Origin of the sequence: Albidovulum denitrificans (genome assembly GCF_002973535.1) — a bacterium.
GTDB classification, from domain to species: domain Bacteria; phylum Pseudomonadota; class Alphaproteobacteria; order Rhodobacterales; family Rhodobacteraceae; genus Albidovulum; species Albidovulum denitrificans.
Window position 1 is genome coordinate 32,843 of the sequence record NZ_PVEP01000004.1, and the last position, 20,550, is coordinate 53,392.

At 65.8% G+C, this 20,550-nt stretch carries 18 protein-coding genes; 7 read left to right on the forward strand and 11 right to left on the reverse strand.

Going from position 1 to position 20,550, the window contains the following annotated elements; genetic code table 11:
* Positions 1 to 32 precede the first annotated feature (32 nt).
* The 5 genes from LX70_RS10575 to LX70_RS10595 all read left to right on the forward strand — a co-directional run bounded on the left by LX70_RS10575 (position 33) and on the right by LX70_RS10595 (position 5,281).
* Complete coding sequence (locus LX70_RS10575) at positions 33 to 1,976, forward strand: PAS-domain containing protein (protein WP_105514741.1); 1,944 nt, start codon at positions 33 to 35, stop codon at positions 1,974 to 1,976.
* Positions 1,973 to 2,692: a response regulator transcription factor gene (locus tag LX70_RS10580; RefSeq protein WP_105514742.1), complete on the forward strand. Its 720-nt coding sequence runs from the start codon at positions 1,973 to 1,975 to the stop codon at positions 2,690 to 2,692. The genes LX70_RS10575 and LX70_RS10580 overlap by 4 nt, the downstream gene beginning before the upstream one ends.
* A gap of 1 nt (position 2,693) precedes the next feature.
* Positions 2,694 to 3,350, forward strand: coding sequence for a histidine phosphatase family protein (locus LX70_RS10585; protein WP_170076175.1), 657 nt, complete (start codon positions 2,694 to 2,696; stop codon positions 3,348 to 3,350).
* 65 nt (positions 3,351 to 3,415) lie between these two features.
* On the forward strand, positions 3,416 to 4,546 hold the full coding sequence (locus tag LX70_RS10590) for a saccharopine dehydrogenase C-terminal domain-containing protein (protein WP_105514744.1): 1,131 nt from the start codon (positions 3,416 to 3,418) through the stop codon (positions 4,544 to 4,546).
* Between the two features lie 78 nt (positions 4,547 to 4,624).
* The gene (locus LX70_RS10595; RefSeq protein ID WP_105514973.1) at positions 4,625 to 5,281 is read left to right on the forward strand and encodes an HD domain-containing protein; all 657 of its coding nucleotides are present in this window, start codon (positions 4,625 to 4,627) and stop codon (positions 5,279 to 5,281) included.
* Positions 5,282 to 5,284: 3 nt separating this feature from the next.
* Here LX70_RS10595 and LX70_RS10600 read toward each other — a convergent pair whose 3' ends face one another.
* The 11 genes from LX70_RS10600 to LX70_RS10650 all read right to left on the reverse strand — a co-directional run bounded on the left by LX70_RS10600 (position 5,285) and on the right by LX70_RS10650 (position 18,418).
* Positions 5,285 to 6,181 carry a DMT family transporter gene (locus LX70_RS10600; protein ID WP_105514745.1) on the reverse strand — a complete coding sequence of 299 codons (897 nt, stop codon included), beginning with the start codon at positions 6,179 to 6,181 and terminating at the stop codon, positions 5,285 to 5,287.
* A 32-nt stretch (positions 6,182 to 6,213) separates the two neighbouring features.
* Positions 6,214 to 8,043 (reverse strand): dihydroxy-acid dehydratase, encoded by a 1,830-nt coding sequence (ilvD, locus tag LX70_RS10605; RefSeq protein ID WP_105514746.1) that lies wholly within the window; start codon positions 8,041 to 8,043, stop codon positions 6,214 to 6,216.
* Positions 8,044 to 8,185: 142 nt separating this feature from the next.
* A complete protein-coding gene (locus tag LX70_RS10610) occupies positions 8,186 to 8,473 on the reverse strand; it encodes an HU family DNA-binding protein (protein ID WP_105514747.1) in 288 nt (95 codons plus the stop codon).
* Positions 8,474 to 8,613: 140 nt separating this feature from the next.
* Positions 8,614 to 10,095 (reverse strand): AMP nucleosidase, encoded by a 1,482-nt coding sequence (locus LX70_RS10615; protein WP_105514748.1) that lies wholly within the window; start codon positions 10,093 to 10,095, stop codon positions 8,614 to 8,616.
* A gap of 141 nt (positions 10,096 to 10,236) precedes the next feature.
* Complete coding sequence (locus LX70_RS10620) at positions 10,237 to 11,643, reverse strand: sulfotransferase (RefSeq protein WP_105514749.1); 1,407 nt, start codon at positions 11,641 to 11,643, stop codon at positions 10,237 to 10,239.
* A 1-nt stretch (position 11,644) separates the two neighbouring features.
* Complete coding sequence (locus LX70_RS10625) at positions 11,645 to 11,884, reverse strand: hypothetical protein (RefSeq protein ID WP_105514974.1); 240 nt, start codon at positions 11,882 to 11,884, stop codon at positions 11,645 to 11,647.
* Between the two features lie 197 nt (positions 11,885 to 12,081).
* Positions 12,082 to 12,732, reverse strand: a complete 651-nt coding sequence (locus tag LX70_RS10630; RefSeq protein WP_105514750.1) for an ATP-binding cassette domain-containing protein — start codon at positions 12,730 to 12,732, stop codon at positions 12,082 to 12,084.
* A 1-nt stretch (position 12,733) separates the two neighbouring features.
* Positions 12,734 to 14,455 carry an ABC transporter permease gene (locus LX70_RS10635; protein ID WP_245885038.1) on the reverse strand — a complete coding sequence of 574 codons (1,722 nt, stop codon included), beginning with the start codon at positions 14,453 to 14,455 and terminating at the stop codon, positions 12,734 to 12,736.
* Positions 14,431 to 15,615, reverse strand: a complete 1,185-nt coding sequence (locus tag LX70_RS10640; RefSeq protein ID WP_105514752.1) for an ABC transporter substrate-binding protein — start codon at positions 15,613 to 15,615, stop codon at positions 14,431 to 14,433. The genes LX70_RS10635 and LX70_RS10640 overlap by 25 nt, the downstream gene beginning before the upstream one ends.
* A 14-nt stretch (positions 15,616 to 15,629) precedes the next feature.
* Positions 15,630 to 16,274, reverse strand: coding sequence for a CDP-alcohol phosphatidyltransferase family protein (locus tag LX70_RS10645; protein WP_105514753.1), 645 nt, complete (start codon positions 16,272 to 16,274; stop codon positions 15,630 to 15,632).
* Positions 16,271 to 18,418: an FAD-dependent oxidoreductase gene (locus LX70_RS10650; protein ID WP_105514754.1), complete on the reverse strand. Its 2,148-nt coding sequence runs from the start codon at positions 18,416 to 18,418 to the stop codon at positions 16,271 to 16,273. The genes LX70_RS10645 and LX70_RS10650 overlap by 4 nt, the downstream gene beginning before the upstream one ends.
* A 283-nt stretch (positions 18,419 to 18,701) precedes the next feature.
* Here LX70_RS10650 and LX70_RS10655 point away from each other — a divergent pair, with 283 nt between their 5' ends.
* Together LX70_RS10655 and LX70_RS20435 are read left to right on the forward strand one after the other, a co-directional pair.
* Entirely contained in the window at positions 18,702 to 19,892 is a 1,191-nt protein-coding gene (locus LX70_RS10655) for a tyrosine-type recombinase/integrase (protein WP_105514755.1), read from the forward strand.
* Complete coding sequence (locus tag LX70_RS20435) at positions 19,889 to 20,509, forward strand: hypothetical protein (RefSeq protein WP_146111583.1); 621 nt, start codon at positions 19,889 to 19,891, stop codon at positions 20,507 to 20,509. Before LX70_RS10655 ends, LX70_RS20435 begins: the two co-directional genes overlap by 4 nt.
* Positions 20,510 to 20,550 lie beyond the last annotated feature (41 nt).

Consider the following 20,550-nt stretch of genomic DNA (forward strand, 5'->3'; position numbering starts at 1 on the left):
CGAACCCGCCCGCAATCGAAGGTGAGAGGCCGGTGGAGGCACGAAACACCAACCGCGAAGACCCGCGCCCGCGCCTGACACAGGCGGCGCTGAACCTGATCCAGCAGGCGCTGTCGATCTTTGACGGCGACCTCAGGCTGGCCGTCTGCAACCGCAAGTACCGCCAGATGTTCGACCTGCCCGAGGAGCTGACCCGCCCCGGCGCGACCTTTGAGGACACGATCCGCTATCTGGTCCTGCGCGGCGAATATGGCGAGGTGTCGGATACCGAAGAAGCGGTCCGCGTCCGCGTCGAACAGGCCCGCACGTTTCAGCCGCATTACATGGAGCGGACGCGCCCGAACGGGCGCACGATCTCGGTCGAAGGGTCGCCCTTGCCGCAGAATGGCTGGGTGACGGTCTATACCGACATCACCGACATCAAGCGGCAGGAGGCGCTGCTGCGCGCCCGCTCGGCCGAGCTTTCCGATCAGGTTCTGGCCCATGCCGAACGGCTGGCCGCCGCGAACCGCGAACTTGCCGCCGCCAACACCGCGCTGGAAGAGGCCAAGCGCGAGCTGACCGAGATGGAGGCGCGCACCCGCCTGGTGACCGAGATGATGCCCGCCCATATCGCCCATGTCGGGCTTGACCTGCGCTACACCTTCTCCAACCGCCGCTTGTCGGCGGTGATGCCCGGCAGCCTGTCGGACATCGTCGGGCGGCATGTGGAAGAGGCGCTGGGCGCACGCGATTTCGAACGTATCCTGCCCGGCCTGTCACGCGCCGCCGCGGGGGAGGCGAATGTCTTCGAGATCACCCATGACATTTCCGGCCGCCGCATCCGCATCGCACTGACCCCCGATCGCGAGGGGGCAGAGGAGGTGCGGGGCATCTACATCCTGTCCACCGACGTGACAGAAGAGGCGCAGGCGCGCGCCGCGCTGGGCCAGACGGCAAAGCGGGAGCTTGCGGCGCAGTTGACCTCCGGTCTGGCGCATGACTTCGCCAATCTGCTGACAATCATCATGGGCCTTCAGGGCCGGATCGAGCGGATGGAGGGCATGCCGCCCGCCGGCGCCGACCTTGCCCGCGCGACCCTTGCCGCCGCGCGCCGGGGCGGGACGCTTCTAGACCGGATCGCCACCATCTCCGGCCCGCGCGAGATGCGGCCGGTGCCGACCGACCTGACCGTGCTGCTTGAGGAATTGCGGCTGATGGCGGTGCCGTCGCTGCCCGAGGGCGTCGGTCTGGACATCATCGCAAGCGGCGTCCGGGGGGAGGTTCTGGTCGATGCGGGGGCGGTGCAGGATTCGCTTCTGAACCTTGTCCTGAACGCCCGTGACGCGCTGGGCGCGGGCGGCGGGCGCATCGTCATCACCGCGCGGCCGGTGCAGGAAACCTGGCTTGAGATCAGCGTTGCCGACAATGGCCCCGGCTTTACCGACGAGGCGTTGAAACGCGGCCTCGATCCGTTTTTCACCACCAAGGGCGGCGAGGGGTCGGGACTTGGCCTGTCGATGATCTATGACCACATCAAGCTGGCGGGCGGGACGGTAAAGCTTGCCAATCGCCCCGAGGGCGGCGCGCGGGTGACGCTGCGCCTGCCGCTGCGACGCGCGCCCGCGCACCGGGACGAACCCCGCCTTGTCCTTCTGGTCGAGGACCGGCATGAGATCCGCACCGATGTGCGGGAAATGCTGCGCGCGCTGGGCCATAACGTCATCGAGACCGGCAGCGCGGATGAGGCGCTGGACCTTGCCGCGCTTCAGGGCATCGACATCGTGCTCAGCGACATCGGCCTGCCCGGCCCCATCTCCGGGGTGGACCTTGCCGGTGCGCTGGCCCAAAAGGGGATCACGGCAGAGATCCGCCTGATGACGTCACGTCCGCCGGGCGATCCGGTCCGGGCAGGGGCGGGAACGGTGCCGATCCTGACGAAACCCTTCACCGCCGCCGAACTCGCGGCCTTTCTGAACGAACCCGCGACCCGATGACGAATACCCCCGACGCACGGCCGCATGTCGCGATCCTGGACGATGAGCCAGAGGTGCGCCGGATGCTGTCCGACACGCTGGAAGAGGCGGGGTTCCGCACCTCCTCCTACGCGCGCGCGACCGAATTCGAAGCGGCGCTGAAACGCACCGCGCCCGAGGTTTGTCTGGTCGATCTGGGTCTGCCCGACCGCGACGGGCTGGCGCTGGTCCATCGTCTTGCGCTGGAAAGCGGGGCGGCGATCATCATCATCTCGGGCCGGGCGCAGGTGCAGGACCGGGTGACGGGGCTGGAACTTGGCGCGGACGATTACATCATCAAGCCCTTCGACCCGGCCGAGGTCGTCGCCCGCATCCGCGCGCGGCTACGCAAGGGGCGCGCGGAAAGCGACCGGCAGGCGGCGACGGCCACATTCGCGGGCTGGACCGCCCATTTCGACCGCTACCTTCTGATCGGCGAGACGGGGGAAGAGGTCCCCTTCAGCCATGCCGAGGGTGAAGTGCTGCGGCTTTTCCTGGAAAGCCCGAAGCGCCTGATCTCGCGCGCGCAGATGCAGGAGATGCTGGGCGGGGCCGCCGGGGAAAGCTTTGACCGGGCGATGGATGTGCGCATCTCGCGGCTCAGGACGAAACTGGGCGAGGATCCGAAGAACCCTCGCCTCATCAAGACGATCTATGGGGCAGGCTACATCTTCCTCGGCGACGTGCGGTGGAGGTGAGATGACCGAGGTGATCCTGATCCGGCACGGGCAGGCCAATTCCGGCGCCCGCAGTGAAGCGGACTATGACCGCCTCTCGCCCCTTGGGGTGCAGCAGGCCGCATGGCTGGCCGATCACCTGAGGGAAACGGGAGAGGTTCACCGCGTCGTCTCAGGCACGCTTCAGCGGCAGGTCGATACGGCGAAGGCCATCGCCACGGTCGGGGCGCTGGATCATGCGCTGGACCCGCGCCTGAACGAGATCGACTATTTCACCCTGGCCGAGACGTTGAAGCGGTCGCGCGGGGTGCCTTTTCCGACCACGCCCGAGGAATTCGCGGCCCATGTCCCGCAGGTTCTGGACATCTGGCGCAGCGGCGTGGCGGACCCCGATCACGAAAGCTATGACGCCTTCCGCGCCCGTGTGCTGGCGGTGCTGCAAGAGGCGGCGGAAGGCGGGCCGGGGGCGGCGCTTGTCACCTCAACCGGGGTCATTGCCATGCTGATCGCCGTCGCGCTGGGTCTGGCCTCGGACGCCAAGGCGCAGCTGTTCCTGCGGATCAGGAACACGTCGGTCCATCGGTTCGAATTTCTCGGCGACAGCGTCTTTCTGACGCAGTTCGGCGCCACACCGCATCTGGACAGGGCCGACAGGCACACATCGCGGACCTATTTCTGACGTCGTTCTTGCGCGGTTAACCAGTCAGCCGCAATCTGCGTCGAGTTTATCGGGGGAGTCTTTCCATGCGCATTCACTGGTGCGGTACCGGCCTGTCCTCTCGCCCCGGCCTCCGGCGGCTGATCGGGGACGGCCATCCCGTGACCGTCTGGAACCTGCCGGTGGAGCAGGCGCGCGAGGCCGTCGGCGACATGACCGACGACATTCGCGCCATGACGCCGGGGGAGATCGAGAAAGAGATGAAGCGCGGCGACATCGTCGTGTCGATGTTGCCGGTGGCGATGCATGCGGACCTTGCGCGCCACTGTGTCGCGCAGGGGGTGCATTTCGTATCCTCCAGCTATGCCTCGTCCGAGTTGCGCGCGCTGGACGAACCGGCGCGGCGGGCGGGCGTTTCGGTCCTCTGCGAGGTCGGTCTGGACCCCGGCATAGACCATCTTCTGGCCCATGACCTCGTCTCCGCCTATCGCGCCAGCCCCGCCTATAACGTGGAGAATGTGCTGTCGTTTCAGTCCTATTGCGGCGGGCTGCCCGCGCAGCCGAATGCCTTTCGCTACAAGTTCTCATGGTCGCCGCTGGGGGTTTTGCGGGCGCTCTTGCTGCCCGCGCGGTCGATCCGCGATTTCACCGAATTGCGCGTCGCCCATCCCTGGGACGCGGTCACGACCTATGCGGCCCCCCTGCGCCAGCCCGAGACGTTCGAGGTGTATCCAAACCGCGATTCCGTTCCCTATCTGGCGGAATATCACTTCGATCCGCTCTGGCGCGTGAAGGAGTTCACCCGCGGGACGCTGCGCCTGAACGGCTGGGCCGAGGCGTGGCAGCCGGTGTTCGACCGTATCGCCGCCAGGCCCGATGACGATGCGCTTCGCGCACTGTCGGACGCGCTTCTGGAAAAATACCCCGTGGCCGCGGAAGAGACGGATCGCGTCGTCCTTTGCGTCTCGCTCAAGGCGGAACGGGCCGGGGTTCCGGTCTGGCACCGGGTCTGGGCGCTGGATGCCGAGGGCGACGTGCGCGGGTCGGCCATGGCGCGGCTGGTCTCCGGCACCGTCGCGCTGGGGGTGGAGGCATTGATCGCGCGGGAGGTCGCGGTGGGCGTTCATGGCGCGCCGCACGATCCGCGCACCGTGGCGCACTGGATCGAGGCGATCCGCCCGCTGGCGCAATACATGCGACGGATTGACATGGTCTGACCGGGCCAGAAAGCGCTGGACCGCGCGGCTTCCGCTCCGCCATAAGGCGGCGAACCCGCAGCTTTGGATGCCCCGAAGATGAACCTTTCCGCCCTGCGCGCCAAATTGCGCGACGTTGTCCGCAAGATGTCCGTGGGCGGGGATAGCGGGCATGATCTGGCCCATGCCGACCGGGTCTGGACCCATGCCCGCACGATTGCCCATGGCGAGGGGGTGGAGGTGACGCCGGTCCTGCTCTGCGCGGCCTATCTGCATGACCTTGTCTCTGTGCCGAAGAACCATCCCAAGCGCAGCCGCGCCGCGATGATGTCGGCCTCGGCCGCCGGGCCGGTGATGCAGGCGCTGGGCCTTTCGCCGAAAGAGATCGCCCGCGCGCGCCACGCGATCGAGGCGCATTCCTACAGCGGCGGCACCCCGCCCGCATCGACCGAGGCGAAGATCCTGCGCGATGCCGACCGGCTTGAGGCGCTGGGCGCGATTGGCGTCGCGCGGTGCTTTGCCGTTTCGGGCGCGTTGGACCGGCCGCTCTTCCACCCCGACGACCCCTTCGCGCGCGACCGGGCGCCGGACGACCAGAGCTATGCGCTTGATCATTTCGCGGTGAAGCTTCTCAAGCTGCCAGAGACGTTCCTGACCCCCACGGGCCGCAAGCTGGCCGAGGACCGGGCCGAGAAGATGCGGCGATACCTTGTCGATCTTGCGGGTGAGCTTGGCTCCCCTCCCCCCGACTGGTGAAGGTCAGGCGGGCCTGGGCGCCTCAACCGGCGGGGCGCTCTGCTTCGAGAGTTGCACCGCAAGGATGCCCGCCGCCACGACGACCACGCCGATCAGGTCGCTGACCCCCAGATGTTCGGGTAAAAGCGCGGTGGCCACCAGCACCCCGAAGAACGGGTTGAGAAAGTGGTAGGTCGCGGCGCGCACCGCACCGATGCGCGCGACAAGCTGGAACCAGACCCAGGTTGCCAGAAGACCGGGGACCAGCGTCGTGTAAAGGAACGCCATCACCAGACGCGGCGTGACGTTGACGGGTTGCCCGCGTTCGAAGATCAGCGCGGCGACGGCCAGCATGGCGGCGCCCACGAACATTTGCAGCCCGACGATCATCAGGACATTCCCGCCCGAGGACGCGCCGCGCACCGTCAGCGTCGCGACGGCCAGCGCCAGCGCGCCCATGACGCAGAAGATCACGCCCTCGACACTCGCCCCGCCGGAAAAGCGCCCGCCCATGATGATGCCGACGCCGATCATCCCGGCAACCAGCCCCGCCACGCCAAGGGGGCGTATCCTCTGGCCAAGGAACAGCCAGCCCAGCAGCGCCACCAGAAGCGGCATCGTCGAGGCGATGATGGCGGCCAGCGACGCCTCAACCCACTGCATCGCGACGAAGTTCAGGCCAAGATAAAGCGCGTTCTGGCACAGCCCGAAGATCAGGACCGAACGCCACTGCGCCCGGCTCAGATGCCAGCTTTGGCCGATCGCGCGGGCGATGGCGACACCGATCAGGCCGGAGACGAGGAACCGCGCCGCCAGCGACATCAGGGGTGGCGCGTCGGCCACGATCATCCGGGCCGAGGTGAAGGCCGAGGACCACATGAAGGCAAAGGCCAGGCCCATGAAGACGGCGCGAAAATCCAACTTACCGCCCCCCTGGGCCTGCCCTTGTCCGATCAGATGTTCCTGACGGCGCCCTTTGCGGCGCTGGTCGTCAGCGCGGCATAGGCCCGCAACGCGGCCGAAACCTTGCGTTTGCGCGGTGCGTCGGGCTGCCAGCCCTTCGCCTCGCGGGCCTTGCGGCGTTCGGCCAGCACGGCGTCATCGACGGCAAGGTTGATGGAGCGGTTCGGGATGTCGATCTCGATCAGGTCGCCCTGTTCGACAAGGCCGATGGTCCCGCCCTCGGCCGCCTCGGGCGAGACATGGCCGATGGACAGGCCCGAGGAACCGCCGGAGAATCGCCCGTCGGTCACCAGCGCGCAGGCTTTGCCAAGGCCCTTCGACTTCAGGTAGGAGGTCGGGTAGAGCATTTCCTGCATCCCCGGCCCGCCGCGCGGCCCCTCATAGCGGATCAGCACGACCTCACCCGCCTTGACCTTGCCGTTCAGGATGCCCAGCACGGCGTCGTCCTGGCTTTCAAACAGATGCGCGGGGCCAGAGAATTTCAGGATCGATTCATCGACACCCGCCGTCTTCACGATGCAGCCATCCTCGGCCAGGTTGCCATACAGCACCGCAAGCCCGCCATCCTTTGAGAAGGCATGTTCAGAGGCACGGATCACACCGGCTTTCCGGTCGCGGTCCAGTTCCTTGTAGCGGTTCTTCGTGGAAAACGCCTGCGTCGTCCTGACGCCACCCGGCGCCGCGCGGTAGAATTCGTCCACCGCCGCGTCATTCGCCGTCACCACGTCCCATTTCTGGATCGCCTCGCCCATCGTGTCGGAATGGACGGTGCGCGCATCGGTGTGCAGCAGCCCGGCGCGGCCCATCTCGCCCAGAATGCCCATGATGCCACCGGCGCGGTGAACGTCCTCCATGTGGACGTCCTGCTTGGCCGGCGCGACCTTGCAGAGAACCGGCACCTTGCGGCTGAGCCGGTCGATGTCCTTCATCGTGAAATCGACGCCGCCCTCATGCGCGATGGCCAGCAGGTGCAGCACCGTGTTGGTGGACCCACCCATGGCGATGTCGAGGCTCATCGCGTTCTCGAACGCCTCGAACGTGGCGATGTCGCGGGGCAGAAGGCCCTTGTCGTCAAGCTCGTAATGCCGCCGCGTGATTTCCACGATCTTGCGGCCCGCTTCCAGGAAAAGCTCCTTGCGGTCGGCATGGGTGGCCAGCATCGACCCGTTGCCCGGCAGCGCGAGGCCCAGCGCCTCGGCCAGGCAGTTCATCGAATTCGCGGTGAACATGCCCGAACAGGACCCGCAGGTCGGGCAGGCGGCCTGCTCGATCGCCAACACCTGTTCGTCGGTATAGCTGTCATCGGCGGCCACGATCATCGCGTCGATCAGGTCGAGGTCGTGGTCGATGACGTCCTTGCTGATCTTCCCGGCCTCCATCGGCCCGCCAGAGACGAAGATCACCGGAATGTTCAGCCGCATCGCCGCCATCAGCATACCGGGCGTGATCTTGTCGCAGTTGGAGATGCAGATCATCGCGTCAGCGCAATGGGCGTTGACCATGTATTCGACGCTGTCGGCGATCACCTCACGCGAGGGCAGCGAATAGAGCATCCCGTCATGGCCCATCGCGATCCCGTCATCGACGGCGATGGTGTTGAATTCCTTCGCGACACCGCCCGCCGCCTCGACCTCGCGCGCGACCATCTGGCCCAGGTCTTTAAGGTGGACGTGGCCCGGTACGAACTGGGTAAAGCTGTTGACGATCGCGATGATCGGCTTGTTCCAGTCATTGTCCGTCATCCCGGTGGCGCGCCATAGGCCGCGCGCACCGGCCATGTTGCGTCCGTGCGTCGTGGTGCGTGAGCGATAAGCAGGCATTGCGAGTCCTCCTGATGCGGCGGCGACCCTAACGGAGCTTTCCGGCAGCGGCCATAGGGAAGATGCCCCGATTGCGCAGATCAGCGGCATCGAAAATGAAAAGGCCGCCCGAAGGCGGCCCTTTGAAACGCTGCGGCCGGGTTCAGCCGTTCACGCTGTCCTTCAGCGCCTTGACGATGGAAACCTTCACGACCTTGTCGGCCGGCTTGGTCATCGTTTCGCCCGTGGCGGGGTTGCGAACCTGGCGTTCCGGGCGGGCGCGGCACTGAACCTTGCCGATGCCGGGAATGGTCACGGCGCCGCCAGCGGCGACTTCGCGGGTCACAACAGAAGCAATCGCATCGAGCGCGGACGAAGCGGTTTTCTTGTCGGCGCCCATTTCCTCGGCCAGGGCCGCGACGAGCTGGGTCTTGGTCATCGGTTTGGACATGTCTGTCTCCTCACTTTACCCCGATCCTTGTGGGGTCATTCGCACCTTTTGGCGTCATATTGTGTTGCTACACAACCTTTTGGGTCACATGGCAAGCAGTTTTGGCCATTTTCGGCTTTTTTTTGCTGTTTTGCCGGGAATCAGAGGAACGCCGTCTCTTCGAAACTGCGCAGCTTGCGGCTGTGGATGCGTTCCAGCGGCATTTCCCGGATCAGTTCCATCGCCCTGACACCGATCAGAAGATGCCGTGAGACCTGGGTCTTGTAGAAATCCGTGGCCATGCCCGGCAGCTTCAATTCGCCATGCAGCGGCTTGTCGGAAACGCACAGAAGCGTACCGTAGGGGACCCGGAACCGAAAGCCGTTCGCGGCGATGGTGGCGCTTTCCATGTCCAGCGCGATGGCGCGGCTTTGACTGAGCCTTTGTACCGGGCCGGTCTGGTCGCGCAGTTCCCAGTTGCGGTTGTCCACGGTCGCCACGGTGCCGGTCCGCATGATCCGCTTCAGGTCATAGCCTTCCAGCCGGGTGATCTCCGCCACCGCTTCCTGAAGGGCGATCTGCACCTCGGCCAGCGCCGGGATCGGGACCCAGACCGGCAGATCGTCGTCCAGCACCTTGTCCTCGCGCAGATAGGCATGGGCGAGGACGAAATCGCCAAGCCGCTGGCTGTTGCGCAGCCCGGCGCAGTGGCCGACCATCAGCCAGGCATGGGGCCTGAGGACAGCGATATGGTCGGTCGCCGTCTTCGCGTTCGACGGGCCGACGCCGATATTCACAAGGGTGATGCCCTGCCCGTCGGCGCGTTTGAGGTGATAGGTCGGCATCTGCGGCAGGCGCGGAAGCTGGCCAAGATCCCCGTCCGGCGTGGTGATCTTTGCGTTGCCGGGACCGATAAAGGCGGTATAGCCCGCGCCGGGATCGCCCAGCGCCTTGCGGGCGAAGGCCTCGAACTCATCAACATAGAACTGGTAGTTGGTGAAAAGGACGTGGTTCTGGAAATGCACCGGGTCGGTCGCGGTGTAATGGGCCAGCCGCGCCAGCGAATAATCCACCCGCTGCGCGGTGAAGGGCGCAAGGTGGCCCGAGCCGTCGGGCATCGGCCGGGCGGTGCCATTGACGATATCGTCATTCGTCGTCGACAGGTCCGGCACGTCGAAATAGTCGCGCAGCGGAAAGTCCAGAACGCCGTCCTGCGGCACCGCGAGGCTGGTTGCCGCCGCCACCGCGAAATGGACCGGGATCGGCGTCGTGCTTGGCCCGACGATCACCGGCACACCATGGTTGCGGATCAGAAGGTCAAGCTGCTGGATCAGGTATTGCCGGAACAGGTCGGGCCGCGTGATCGTCGCGGCATAGGTGCCGGGGACCGCGACATGCCCGAAGCTGAGACGGCTGTCGGCGGTGGCGTGCGAGGTCATGGTCAGCCGCACCTCGGGGTAGAAGGCGCGATAGCGCGTCGCGGGCCGTTCGCCCCCGATGGTGCGGGCGAAATTCTCCACCAGGTATTCGGTGGCCAGGGTGTAAAGCTCTTCAAGGCGCTGGACGGCGGCCTTCGCATCGAGAAAGCCCTCGACAGGCGGGGTCTCCGGCGTTTCGACGGGAAGCTGTTCGGGTTCGGTCATTCATCGCTCCACGCGCAGGGTCCGGCTATGCGGAAAGGGGCGCCGTTCGATGCGGCGGTCCCGGTGTTTTCATCTTGATCGGAAATTGTGTCAGTCATGCGGAAAAGTGTCAGAACACCTTCGTTCCCGCAAGTCCTGCCGTCACCCCGTCAAACCCAGCGCGGCAAACCCGCGTGCCGACAGCTTTCGGTGCAGCGCCTCGGCCTCGGCGGCGAGGCTTGCGTCATGCGGCCCGGCGGGCTTTGAGGTGATCGGGCGCAACTCCGCCGCCGCGGCCGGGGTCACGCCGATGCGTTCGGCCACCGCATGCCAGACGGCCGGATCGGCGCTCAGCGCCTCATACGGCACGAAAAGGACGTTCTCCGCACCCGCCTCGGCCGTATCGAGCGCGCGGTAGGCCGCAAGCCAGACCGTCAGCCAGTAGTCCAGCGTCATCGGATCGCCCGCGGGCCTGCCCTCGAACAGGAAGGGCCGGTGGGTCGCGCCGAATTCATGGTGGCCCAGCCAGGTCATGTAGTCCTGGGTGAAGGCGTCGGCTTCAAGGAACCGCTTGTGCTGCGCCAGCAGGCTTTCGGCATGGTCCAGCGGACGACGGAGGGGAACAAGGAACACGGCGCCCGGCATCGCCTTGGCAAGGGCTGGCAGACGCAGGATGTTGTTGTTGTTCTTCGACACATAGCGCCCCGCCCCGGTCCGCCGCATCACCAGCCGCATCAGATCGCGGTAACCGTCGATCTTGTCCTCTTCGGGCGCATAGGGGCTTAGCCCGTCCGCGGCGATATAGGACCCGCCGTCGAAGACGCGCCAGTAGACCTCATCCAGTGCCTCGGGGCTTTGGGTATCGACCTCGATCCCGTCGCCATGGGCGCGCTCGGCCCGGACGCCCGGCTTTTGCCCCTTGCGACTGATCCGCGCCCAGAGGTTCGGCGCCAGCACAAAGGGCATGTCGGCATAGGTGAGCGAGCCGAAGGCCCCGGTGCGATGGATTTCCCGCATCAGGATCGTCGTTCCGGCGCGGGCAAGGCCAGTGACGAAGACATGGCGCCCGCCATCCTCGGGCGACGATTTCAGGAAGCGCGCCCGCTCGATATCATGCAGCATCTCGGCCAGCGGGCCAAGGGCGAGGCGGTGCAGGAAGCGGTCGGTCGCGGAATAGTCGGATGAGGTCGTGGCCGCGCCGCCGCCGACCTTGCTCCGCACCACGATATAGCCGATCGAGACGACGCAAAGGACAAGGATCACCAGCGGCCGCATCAGCGCCTCCGCCCAGGCGGACAGGCCGCCGGGATAGATCAGGCCCAGAAGCGCGACCGGCAGAAGCGCGAGGCAGAGCATCAGGAAGAAGAGAACCGACCCCTTGCCGATCACAAGGCTGTAGCGCGGCAGCACCCGTTCCTTCCAGTGATCGGAAATGCGCTTGCTGGTCAGGACCGCACCGGATTTCTTCGCGGTCGCGCTGACCTTCTGGATGGTGGACAGCAGCGGCAGGCGCAGGAACGCCTCGCTGGCGAGAACGCCGGCGATCAGGACATAAAGCCAGAGGAGCATGTTACTTTGCGGTCTTGTCGCTGCCGGAGGCGCGGGTGTTCTTGGCCTTGCCGCCTTTGAGCATCCGTTTGATCGGGTAGTAGATCACCGCGACAATGGCGAGGAGGATGGACCCGATGACACCCAGAACGGCCGCAATGGCCCCGGCGCCGACACCGGGGCCGATATAGGCCGAGGCGGTGGCAGGATGAAGAAGGGCGATCAATGTCAAAGCAAAAAGGGGTGCGGCTGTGCGTTTCATGAATGTCTTATCTCCGTCAAGATAGTGTCCTGGCCGCATGACGACCGCTTCGAACAGCGACACAATGCCAGAATTCACACTGTTCGGCCAACACAATGCCGCGCGCAAGATGCCTGATTGGCCCGGTTCACGCTTCGAAGGCCCGCAATATCAGCGTTCTGGCAGCAGATTGTAGAAAAACCGGCGACGCAGCGCGATCAGGCCGGGTTCCCCTGCCCAAGCCCGACCACCGTCCCCCCAGCCGATTCTGCGTCGCCGCGGTCATGGGTGACCAGCAACGCCGGGATATCCCGTGCGCGGATATGGTCGAAGGTAAAGCGCCGGATTTCGGTCCGCAGATCATCGTCGAGCTTCGAAAAGGGTTCGTCCAGAAGCAGGGCCGCAGGTTCCGACAGCAGCGTCCGCATCAGCGCGGCGCGTGCCTTCTGCCCGCCCGACAGGGTCGCGGGGTCGCGATCACCCAGCCCGGCAAGCCCGGCCTTTTCCAGCGCCGCCGCGACCGCCGCGCGCCGGGCCGTCCGCCCGCGCAGGTATTGCGGCAGGCCGAAGGCGAGGTTGTCGGCGACGGACAGGTGCGGGAACAACAGCGCATCCTGAAAGATCAGGCCGATATGGCGATCCTCGGGCCGCAGGCGGCAGATGTCCTTGCCGTTCAGCCAGACCTCCCCCGCCAGCGCGAAGTCCGGCGCCAGATGGCCGCCGATGGCGTCGAGAAGCGTGGATTTGCCGATCCCGGACGGCCCCATGACGGTGGCGATCGTCCCCGGCGCCACATGCAGCGTCAGAGGGTCGAAAAGCGCCGCGCCGCCGCGATGGCGGATCGAAAGCCGGGTGATGTCGAGGGCCATGTCACTGCGCTCCGCTCAGGTCGCGTCGATTGCGGTAAAGCAGCGCCGGGACCAGGAAGGCAAGGGTGTAGCAGGCGAAGGGCAGCACCGCCTGAAGCGTCGCATAGGCCCCCGTCACCCGCCGGTCGGACCCGGAGGAAAGTGTCACCGCCTCGGTCGTCAGGGTCGGGACGCGGCCTGCGCCCAGGAACAGCGTCGGCAGATACTGGGCCACCGAAACGGCGACACCGACCGCCGCCGCCGTAAGGAGGGGTTGCAAAAGGACCGGCAGCTTCACCGCGAAAAGCCTGCGCCACGGCCCCGCGCCCAGCGCCTCGGCCGCGCGGATCAGGCGCGGGTCAAGCGCCCGCCAGGGGTCGGACAGCGCGATCATCACATAGGGAAAGACGAACAGGCCCTGCGCCCAGATCACCGCCGCCAGCCCGGTCATGGCGCCGGTGGACAGGAAGACGACATGCAAGCCGTAAAGGAACCCGATCTGCGGCACCAGAAGCGGCAGATAGATCAGCCCTTCGGCCCAGCCCGCCCGGCCAAGGCCCGCGCGGTCCTCGCCCTCAAGCCAGGCGACCGCCAGCGTCAGCGACAGCGCCGTCGCCACCAGCGCGATCAAAAGCGTGTTGGCCAGCGCCCGGCCAAGGCCCGACCCCGGCGCAAACCAGGCCCGCAGCGACCAGCTTTCGGGCCAAAGCGCCGGAAAGGGCCAGCGCCAGGCAAAGGACCAGAGGACAAGCGACACCATCGCCGCCGCGCCTGCCATCAGCAGAAGCATGGCGGTGCCGGTCAGAAGGCCCAGCACCGGCCCCGCCCCATGACCCCGCCCCCCGCGCCTGAGCCATGACAGCGCAAGACGTGCCACGACCCTTTCGCCCAGCCATAGGGCTGCGATGGCGGCGATCACGACGGCGCCTTGAAGGATCGCCCCGGCCGAAGCGGGCAGGAACATCGCGGGATCGGGATCGCCGTACCAGCGCGCGACCGCAACGGCGAGCGTGGGCGGGTTCGACGGGCCAAGGATGATCGCCATGTCCACGGTCGACAGCCCGTAGGCCAGCACGACATAGACCGGCAGCCGGATCAGCGGCCAGACAAGCGGCAGCACGATCTTGATCCAGGCCATGCCCGGCGCATAGCCAAGCGCGGCCCCCACGGCGCGCAGCCGCCGCGCATCGACCTGGCTTAGCGCCGACAACGTCACCAGAAGGAGAAACGGCATCTCCTTCACCACAAGCCCGAGGATCAGTATCAGCCCATGGGGATCGTTCACCGTGACCAAATCCGGCGGCCGCGCCCAGCCGAGGGGCAACGCAAGCGCCCGCGCGATCCATCCCGACGGGGCGAGAAGAAACGCGAATCCAATGGCCATCGCCGCATGGGGTGCGGCAAGGTAGGGCGCCAGCAGCCGCGCGCCGCGCCGCGCCGGGATGCGGCCCTGAACCGTGGCGGCAACGGCAATCGCAAGGATCAGCGCGATCAGGGTTGAGCCGAGGCCGGTTACCACGCTCAACCGCAGGCTTGTCCAGAAGCCGGGCAGCTCGAAGAGCATCCGCCATGGCCCGACCGACAGCCGGTCATGGCCCAGCGCCGGAAAAAGCCCGAAGGCCGCCTTCAGGGTCTGGCCCAGCCCGGCAACGATGGGCAGGACCATCCCCCCGGCCACGGCCAGAAGAACGGTGGCCCTGAGCCCCCGCCCCTGCCGTCTTATTTCGTATAGCGGCGCGCCCATTCGTCCGTCAGTCGGGTCATCCAGCTTGCATGCGGCTCAAGCAGCGTCGGGCCAAGATCGTCCAGCACCGGCAGCGCGGGGGCCGTCGGCAGGGCGGCGAAGGCGGCCGCGGCATCGCCGTCAAGCTTCGCCGGATCGAGGACGGAGAAAGACCCAAGCACCTCGATATTCTGCATATGCGACTGCGTCGCGGGATCGAGAAGGAAGTTCGCCACCACCATCGCGCCCTCCTTATGGGCGGCGTTCACCGGGATGGCGACAAAGCTGACATTGCCGATGGTGCCGCCCTCTGGCACGAAAACACGGGCGGTCTCGGGCAGAAGGCCTTCGGCGATGGCGGCGGCGGTCGAGGCCGGGTCGAAGGACATGGAGATATCGACCTCTCCGTCATTCAGAAGTTGCTGCTGGACGGACTGGTTATCGGGGAACGTCGCGCCGCCATGCCAAAGGTTGGGGCGCAGCGCGTCGTACCAGTCCCACAGGGGCGCGGTCTGGGTGGCGAAGGCGGCGTCGGTCACCGCGTCCTGAAGTGCGGCGGGGTCCGGCGCAAGCTCGATCAGGGCCTGTTTCAGGAAGGTCGCGCCCATGAAGTTGGACGGGTCCGGGTGGGTCATCCGCCCCGGATGCGAGGCGGCCCAACCGGCAAAGCCAAGCATGTCGCGCGGCGGTTCCGTCACCCGGGCGCTGTCATAGACAAAGACGAACTTCGCCAGCCGCCACGGGCTTTCCATGCCCTCCACCGGGACGGTGAAATCGACCGCTGCGGGGGCGTCGGGGGAAAGATCGACGAAGCGGGCGTTCGGCAGATCGGCCACGAACGGCCCGGTGAGCAGTCCCTGTTCCTTCATCGCCAGGAAATTCGGCCCGTTGATCCAGATCAGGTCGACCGAACCGTCGGTGTCGTTACCGGCCGCCTTTTCCGCGATGACGCGGGTAACCGCCTCGGCGGTATCGGTCAGCTTCACCTGTTCGACGTTCACACCGTAAAGCCGCCCGGTCTCTTCCCCGACCCAGGCGATGAAGGCATTCGTCCGCTCATCCCCGCCCCAGGCGTTCCAGTAGACGGTCTGCCCGCGCGCGGCATCAAGCGTCGCCTGCCAGTCGGCCAGCGCGGGCGACGCCGCACCAAGGGTTGCGGCAAGGATGAGGGGGAATTTCATATGGTTGGCTCCGGTCAGGGTCGGTTCTTGTCGGGGTTCGTTGCGGCAGGGGTGGAAGAGAAGGCGCTCCACCCCTGATACCACCGGCTGAGCGTGGTCAAGGCGCAGGCGGCGGCGAAGAGATAGGCCAGCACTGGGAAAGCGCCGGGCCAGAGGCACATCGCGACGAAAAGCGCGATGGTCTCGGCGCCTTCCGTCAGGCCGCCGATATAGTGGATACCCTTGGTGGCAAAGCCCTTTGCCGGGGTCGCGCCCCGCCCCGCGACGGCGGCATAGGCGAGGAAAGACGATCCGGTCCCGACGAAGGCCGCGATCAGGACGGCGGCGGGCAGGGCGTTGCGGGCGGGATCGGCCAGCGCAAAGCCAAGCGGGAAGAGCGCGTAGAAGACAAAATCCAGCGCGATATCGAGAAAGGCCCCGCGATCCGTCGGCCCCGTGACCCGCGCCACCGCGCCGTCAAGGCCATCGGCAATGCGGTTCGCCAGAAGCAGGGTCAGCGCGGCGCCGTATTGGCCCAAGGCCAGCATCGGCACGGCCAGCGCGCCCAACGCGAAACCCGTCAGCGTGATCGTCGTCGCAGAGATGCCCCGGCGGGACAGGATCGCGGCGGGATAGCCAAGGATTCGGCTCTGCACCGGCTGAATCAGCGCGTCGATCATCCGCGTCTCCAGTCGTGGAACCGTTCGACGATCCGCAGAAGGCGCGGGTTCACATGCGCCCGGCGCCATTCCCCTGCGGCGAATTTGTTCGCCTCGGCCAGCGTCGGATAGATGTGGATCGTGCCAAGGATCTTGTTCATCCCCAGCCGGTGTTTCATCGCCAGAACGAACTCGGCGATCAGGTCGGCTGCATGGGTTCCGACAATCGTCACACCAAGGATTCGGTCCCTGCCCGGCTCCGTCAGGACCTTGACGAAACCGCGATCCGTCCCGTCGGCAATCGCGCGGTCTAGATCGTCGATACCATAGGTCGTCACCTCATGCGCGATGCCCTGTTCCTCTGCCTCGGTCACTGACAGGCCCACGCGGGCGACCTCGGGGTCGGTGAAGGTGGCCCAGGGGATCACCCTGTAATCCGCACTGAACCGTTTCAGATCGCCGAAAAGCGCGTTGACGGTGGCGAACCAGGCCTGATGGGCGGCGGTATGGGTGAACTGATAGGGTCCGGCGACATCCCCGGCGGCGAGGATGTTGGGGAACAGGGTTTCGAGATATTCATTCGTCTCGATCACGCGGCCGGTCGGGATGCCAAGCACCTCAAGCCCATAGCCCGACAGCCGGGGCGCGCGGCCGACGGCGACGATGATCTCATCGAAACCGATGCGGCGGCGGCCATCGGCGGTTTCGACCTCGATCCACTTTTCGCCATTCGTCAGGCCGCAGGCAACGGCGCGATGGCCGGTCAGCACGGTGACCCCGTCCGCCTCAAGCGCGGCCTGGGTCAGGGCGGAAACCTCCGGGTCCTCACGCCCCATGATGCGGGGGGCCATCTCGATCTGCGTCACCTGCGAGCCGAGCCGCTGAAACGCCTGCGACAATTCGGTCCCGATCGGCCCGCCGCCAAGGATGACCAGCCGACCGGGGGCATCCTTGCGCCCGCGCAACTTGTCCCAAAGCGTGTCGGAGGTGAGGAAGCCAACCTCCGCCAACCCCGGAATCTCAGGCACGAAGGGTGCGGCGCCGGTCGCCAGAACGATGGCGCGGGTGGTCAGGCGGCGGGTTTCGCCGCCCTCAACCGCGATCTCGACGGTCCAGGGGTCGATCAGCCTCGCATAGCCCTTGATGACCTCGACGCCAAGGCCCGTGTAGCGCGCGACGCTGTCATGCGGTTCGATCCGCGCGATGACGTCGTGAACACGCTCCATCACCGCGGCGAAATCCACCTGAGGCGCGGTGGCGCGCAGGCCGTACCGGCCCGCCCCGCGTATCGCCTGGGCCGCCTTGGCGCTGGCAATCAGGGCCTTGGACGGGACGCAGCCATAGTTCAGGCAGTCGCCCCCCATCTGCCCCGCCTCGATGATCGTGACCTTCGCCTTCGTCGCAGCGGCGATATAGGCGGAGACGAGCCCCGCCGACCCCGCCCCGATCACGATCAGGTTCCGGTCGAAGGAGCGCGGCCTTTTTCGGCCGGAATAGACCCTTTTTCTGGCGAAAACCCGAAGCGCATGGCGCGCAACCCAGGGGAAGATGCCCAGCAGCGCGAAGGACAGGAGCAGGGGCAGCGACAGCAGGTCCCCGGCGCTGCGAATGGCACCAAGCTGCGTCCCTGCATTCACATAGACCGCCGTCCCGGCCAGCATTCCGATCTGGCTGACGATATAGAAGGTGACCGCGCGGATCGGCGTCAGCCCCATCAGCAGGTTGACCGCAAAGAACGGCACGATCGGGATCAGCCGCAGGGTAAAAAGATAGAACGGCCCGTCCCTCCCCATCCCCGCGTCCATGGCTTTCAGCCGCGCCCCCAGCTTCGCGCGAACCCAGTCGCGCAGAAGATAACGCGCCGCCAGAAAGGCCAGGGTCGCCCCGATGGTCGAGGCGAAGGAAACAAGGATCAGCCCGCCCCAAAACCCGAACAGCGCCCCGGCCGCCAGTGTCATCCAGACCGCAAGCGGCAGCGACAGCGCCGCGACGGCGACATAGCCCAGGAAGAACAGCGCGGCGAAAACCAAGGGCGCGCCGTCCCGCCATGCCTTTGCGGAGGCGACAAACCCTGCCAGGTTGTCGCTATTCACACGCCCGCCAACCGCAACCCACAGCAGGACCACGGCGACCACAAGCACGAGGGCGATCACGAGTTTTCGCAAGACGGTCCTTCCCGGGCCAGCGCATCATTCCTACAGCGCCGGTCACTATAGGGGCGCAGGCCGGTTGTGGCCGATTGCGACAGCGATGTCACAGGATTGTCAGGCAGGGTGAGGTGGGGAAAGAAGTGGTGCCGGTGAAGGGCATTGAACTCCAATATCATGCGTTCTCAGCCGGACTTATGGCGGCTGGTGTACCTAATGATTTCAGGCGCTAAGCCCTCCCATCCCCTTTCATTCGGTCTCACCCCATACTACAATTAGGGGTGGATTGAGAGGGGGATAGATGCCCACGCTTCACAAGCTGACCGCGAAGAAAGTCGAAAAGGCCGATCCGGGCAAGTATTCGGACGGTGGCGGTCTTTGGCTTTTCAAGCGGCCTGACGGCGGGGCGCAATGGGTTTTGCGAGTCACCGTCCACGGTCGGCGGCGGGAAATGGGCCTTGGCAACCTGACCGAGGTCAGCCTGCGGGAAGCGCGCGACGCAGCCGATAAATGGCGGGCGGTCGTGCGTGATGGCAAAGACCCGATCAAGGAACGCGAACGCATCAAGCGCGAAGCCGCCCGCGCAGATAACACCCTCAAGGCCGTGGCCGAGGAAGCGTTCGAAGCACGGAAGGCCGAATTGAAGGGCGACGGAAAAGCCGGTCGCTGGTTCTCGCCGCTGGAGATCCATGTGCTGCCGAAGATTGGCAAGGTTCCGGTCGAAGAGATCGACCAACGCGACATAAAGGACGCCCTCGCCCCGATCTGGCACACGAAGGCCGACACCGCCCGGAAGGCGATGAACCGCCTGAGCATCGTTATGCGTCACGCCGCCGCGATGGGGCTGGACGTAGACGTGCAAGCCACGGAGAAGGCCAAGGCGTTGCTCGGCAAATCCCGGCACGAGGCGCAGAATATCCCTGCCCTGCCGTGGCAGGAGGTGCCGAATTTCTACAAAAGCCTGAGCGACGGGACCGTGACCCACCTCGCCTTGCGCTTGCTGATCCTGACGGCGGCGCGGTCCCTGCCGGTGCGGTTCTGCCGGTTGGACGAGATCGACGGGAATGTGTGGACCATCCCCGCCAAGAACATGAAGGGGCGCAAGGGCCAGGTGGAAGATTTCCGTGTGCCGCTCTCAGAGGAGGCGTTGGCGGTGATCGAGCAAGCCAAGCCCCTCGCCCGCGATGGCTACCTTTTCCCCAGCGTTCGCAGGGGCGTCATTTCCGACGCGACCATGAGCCGTTTGATGGAGCGCCGCCCGATGGATGCGCGCCCGCATGGTTTCCGGTCGAGTTTCAGGACTTGGTGCGCCGAGGCGACCGATACCCCGGAGCAGATCGCCGAAATCACCTTGGCGCATGTCGCCGGTTCGAAGGTCGAGCGAGCTTATCGGCGGACGGATTACCTAGAACAGCGGCGCGTTCTCATGGAGCGCTGGGCGGGGTTCGTGAAGGGCGGCACGGGCGAGGTTTTGCAGATGGTGCGGGCATGACCGAAGATATCTTTCCTGAAAGCGACGACGATGGATGCGAGCCGTTTCGAAGTATCGCGGCACATGTACATTGCAGCGAAGATGATGTATTTGCAGCTTTCGCGGGCCTTCCTGTCCCGGAATGGATCACGCCTACTCACCTTCAATCGGTTCGCGCCGCGACTCAGAGGTGGAATGAGGCCGCTCGGCACGCCAGAAATCTACAACACACTCTAATGCGGCTGACTGACCACGAAAGAGTGCAGTTGCGGGTAGCTGGCGCGGTCACCGTAGAGCAAATCGCGCATCTACAATCGGTACTAGATGGAGATGCCAAGAACTTAAACGAATGGCTGACCAGCCAACCTCGGGCGGGTCGCGAGAATATAGCTGCGGCTGCCGTCGCCGAGGGCATCCGCCGACTATTCCGACGCCGCAGAAAGAGAATCACCTTCGGACAACATCCCGAAGGAGGCCCCTCAACCGAGTTCGGCAGAGCTGTGGAGTTTTCAATTGGAGCCTTTGGAGTACTTGCAGATTGGCGTCGCCCGGCGCAAAAAGCCAAAGAAAAACAAGATGATATACAAGGTCGGCTGATGAGTATTCACATGGCCGCTATCAATCGAACAAAGGGCTAATGCCAATTCAACTTTCAGTTTTTTTGCTTCGGCATTTAGAC

Coding starts and splice junctions, on each gene's coding strand:
- LX70_RS10615 (WP_105514748.1), bottom strand. CDS start 10,095: ATGACCGAACCCGAACAGCTTCCCGTCGAAACGCCGGAGACCCCGCCT.
- LX70_RS10635 (WP_245885038.1), bottom strand. CDS start 14,455: ATGGGCGCGCCGCTATACGAAATAAGACGGCAGGGGCGGGGGCTCAGG.
- LX70_RS10655 (WP_105514755.1), top strand. CDS start 18,702: ATGCCCACGCTTCACAAGCTGACCGCGAAGAAAGTCGAAAAGGCCGAT.
- LX70_RS10595 (WP_105514973.1), top strand. CDS start 4,625: ATGAACCTTTCCGCCCTGCGCGCCAAATTGCGCGACGTTGTCCGCAAG.
- LX70_RS10580 (WP_105514742.1), top strand. CDS start 1,973: ATGACGAATACCCCCGACGCACGGCCGCATGTCGCGATCCTGGACGAT.
- LX70_RS10640 (WP_105514752.1), bottom strand. CDS start 15,615: ATGAAATTCCCCCTCATCCTTGCCGCAACCCTTGGTGCGGCGTCGCCC.
- LX70_RS10585 (WP_170076175.1), top strand. CDS start 2,694: ATGACCGAGGTGATCCTGATCCGGCACGGGCAGGCCAATTCCGGCGCC.
- LX70_RS10645 (WP_105514753.1), bottom strand. CDS start 16,274: ATGATCGACGCGCTGATTCAGCCGGTGCAGAGCCGAATCCTTGGCTAT.
- LX70_RS10625 (WP_105514974.1), bottom strand. CDS start 11,884: ATGAAACGCACAGCCGCACCCCTTTTTGCTTTGACATTGATCGCCCTT.
- LX70_RS10630 (WP_105514750.1), bottom strand. CDS start 12,732: ATGGCCCTCGACATCACCCGGCTTTCGATCCGCCATCGCGGCGGCGCG.
- ilvD (WP_105514746.1), bottom strand. CDS start 8,043: ATGCCTGCTTATCGCTCACGCACCACGACGCACGGACGCAACATGGCC.
- LX70_RS10590 (WP_105514744.1), top strand. CDS start 3,416: ATGCGCATTCACTGGTGCGGTACCGGCCTGTCCTCTCGCCCCGGCCTC.
- LX70_RS10620 (WP_105514749.1), bottom strand. CDS start 11,643: ATGCTCCTCTGGCTTTATGTCCTGATCGCCGGCGTTCTCGCCAGCGAG.
- LX70_RS10610 (WP_105514747.1), bottom strand. CDS start 8,473: ATGTCCAAACCGATGACCAAGACCCAGCTCGTCGCGGCCCTGGCCGAG.
- LX70_RS20435 (WP_146111583.1), top strand. CDS start 19,889: ATGACCGAAGATATCTTTCCTGAAAGCGACGACGATGGATGCGAGCCG.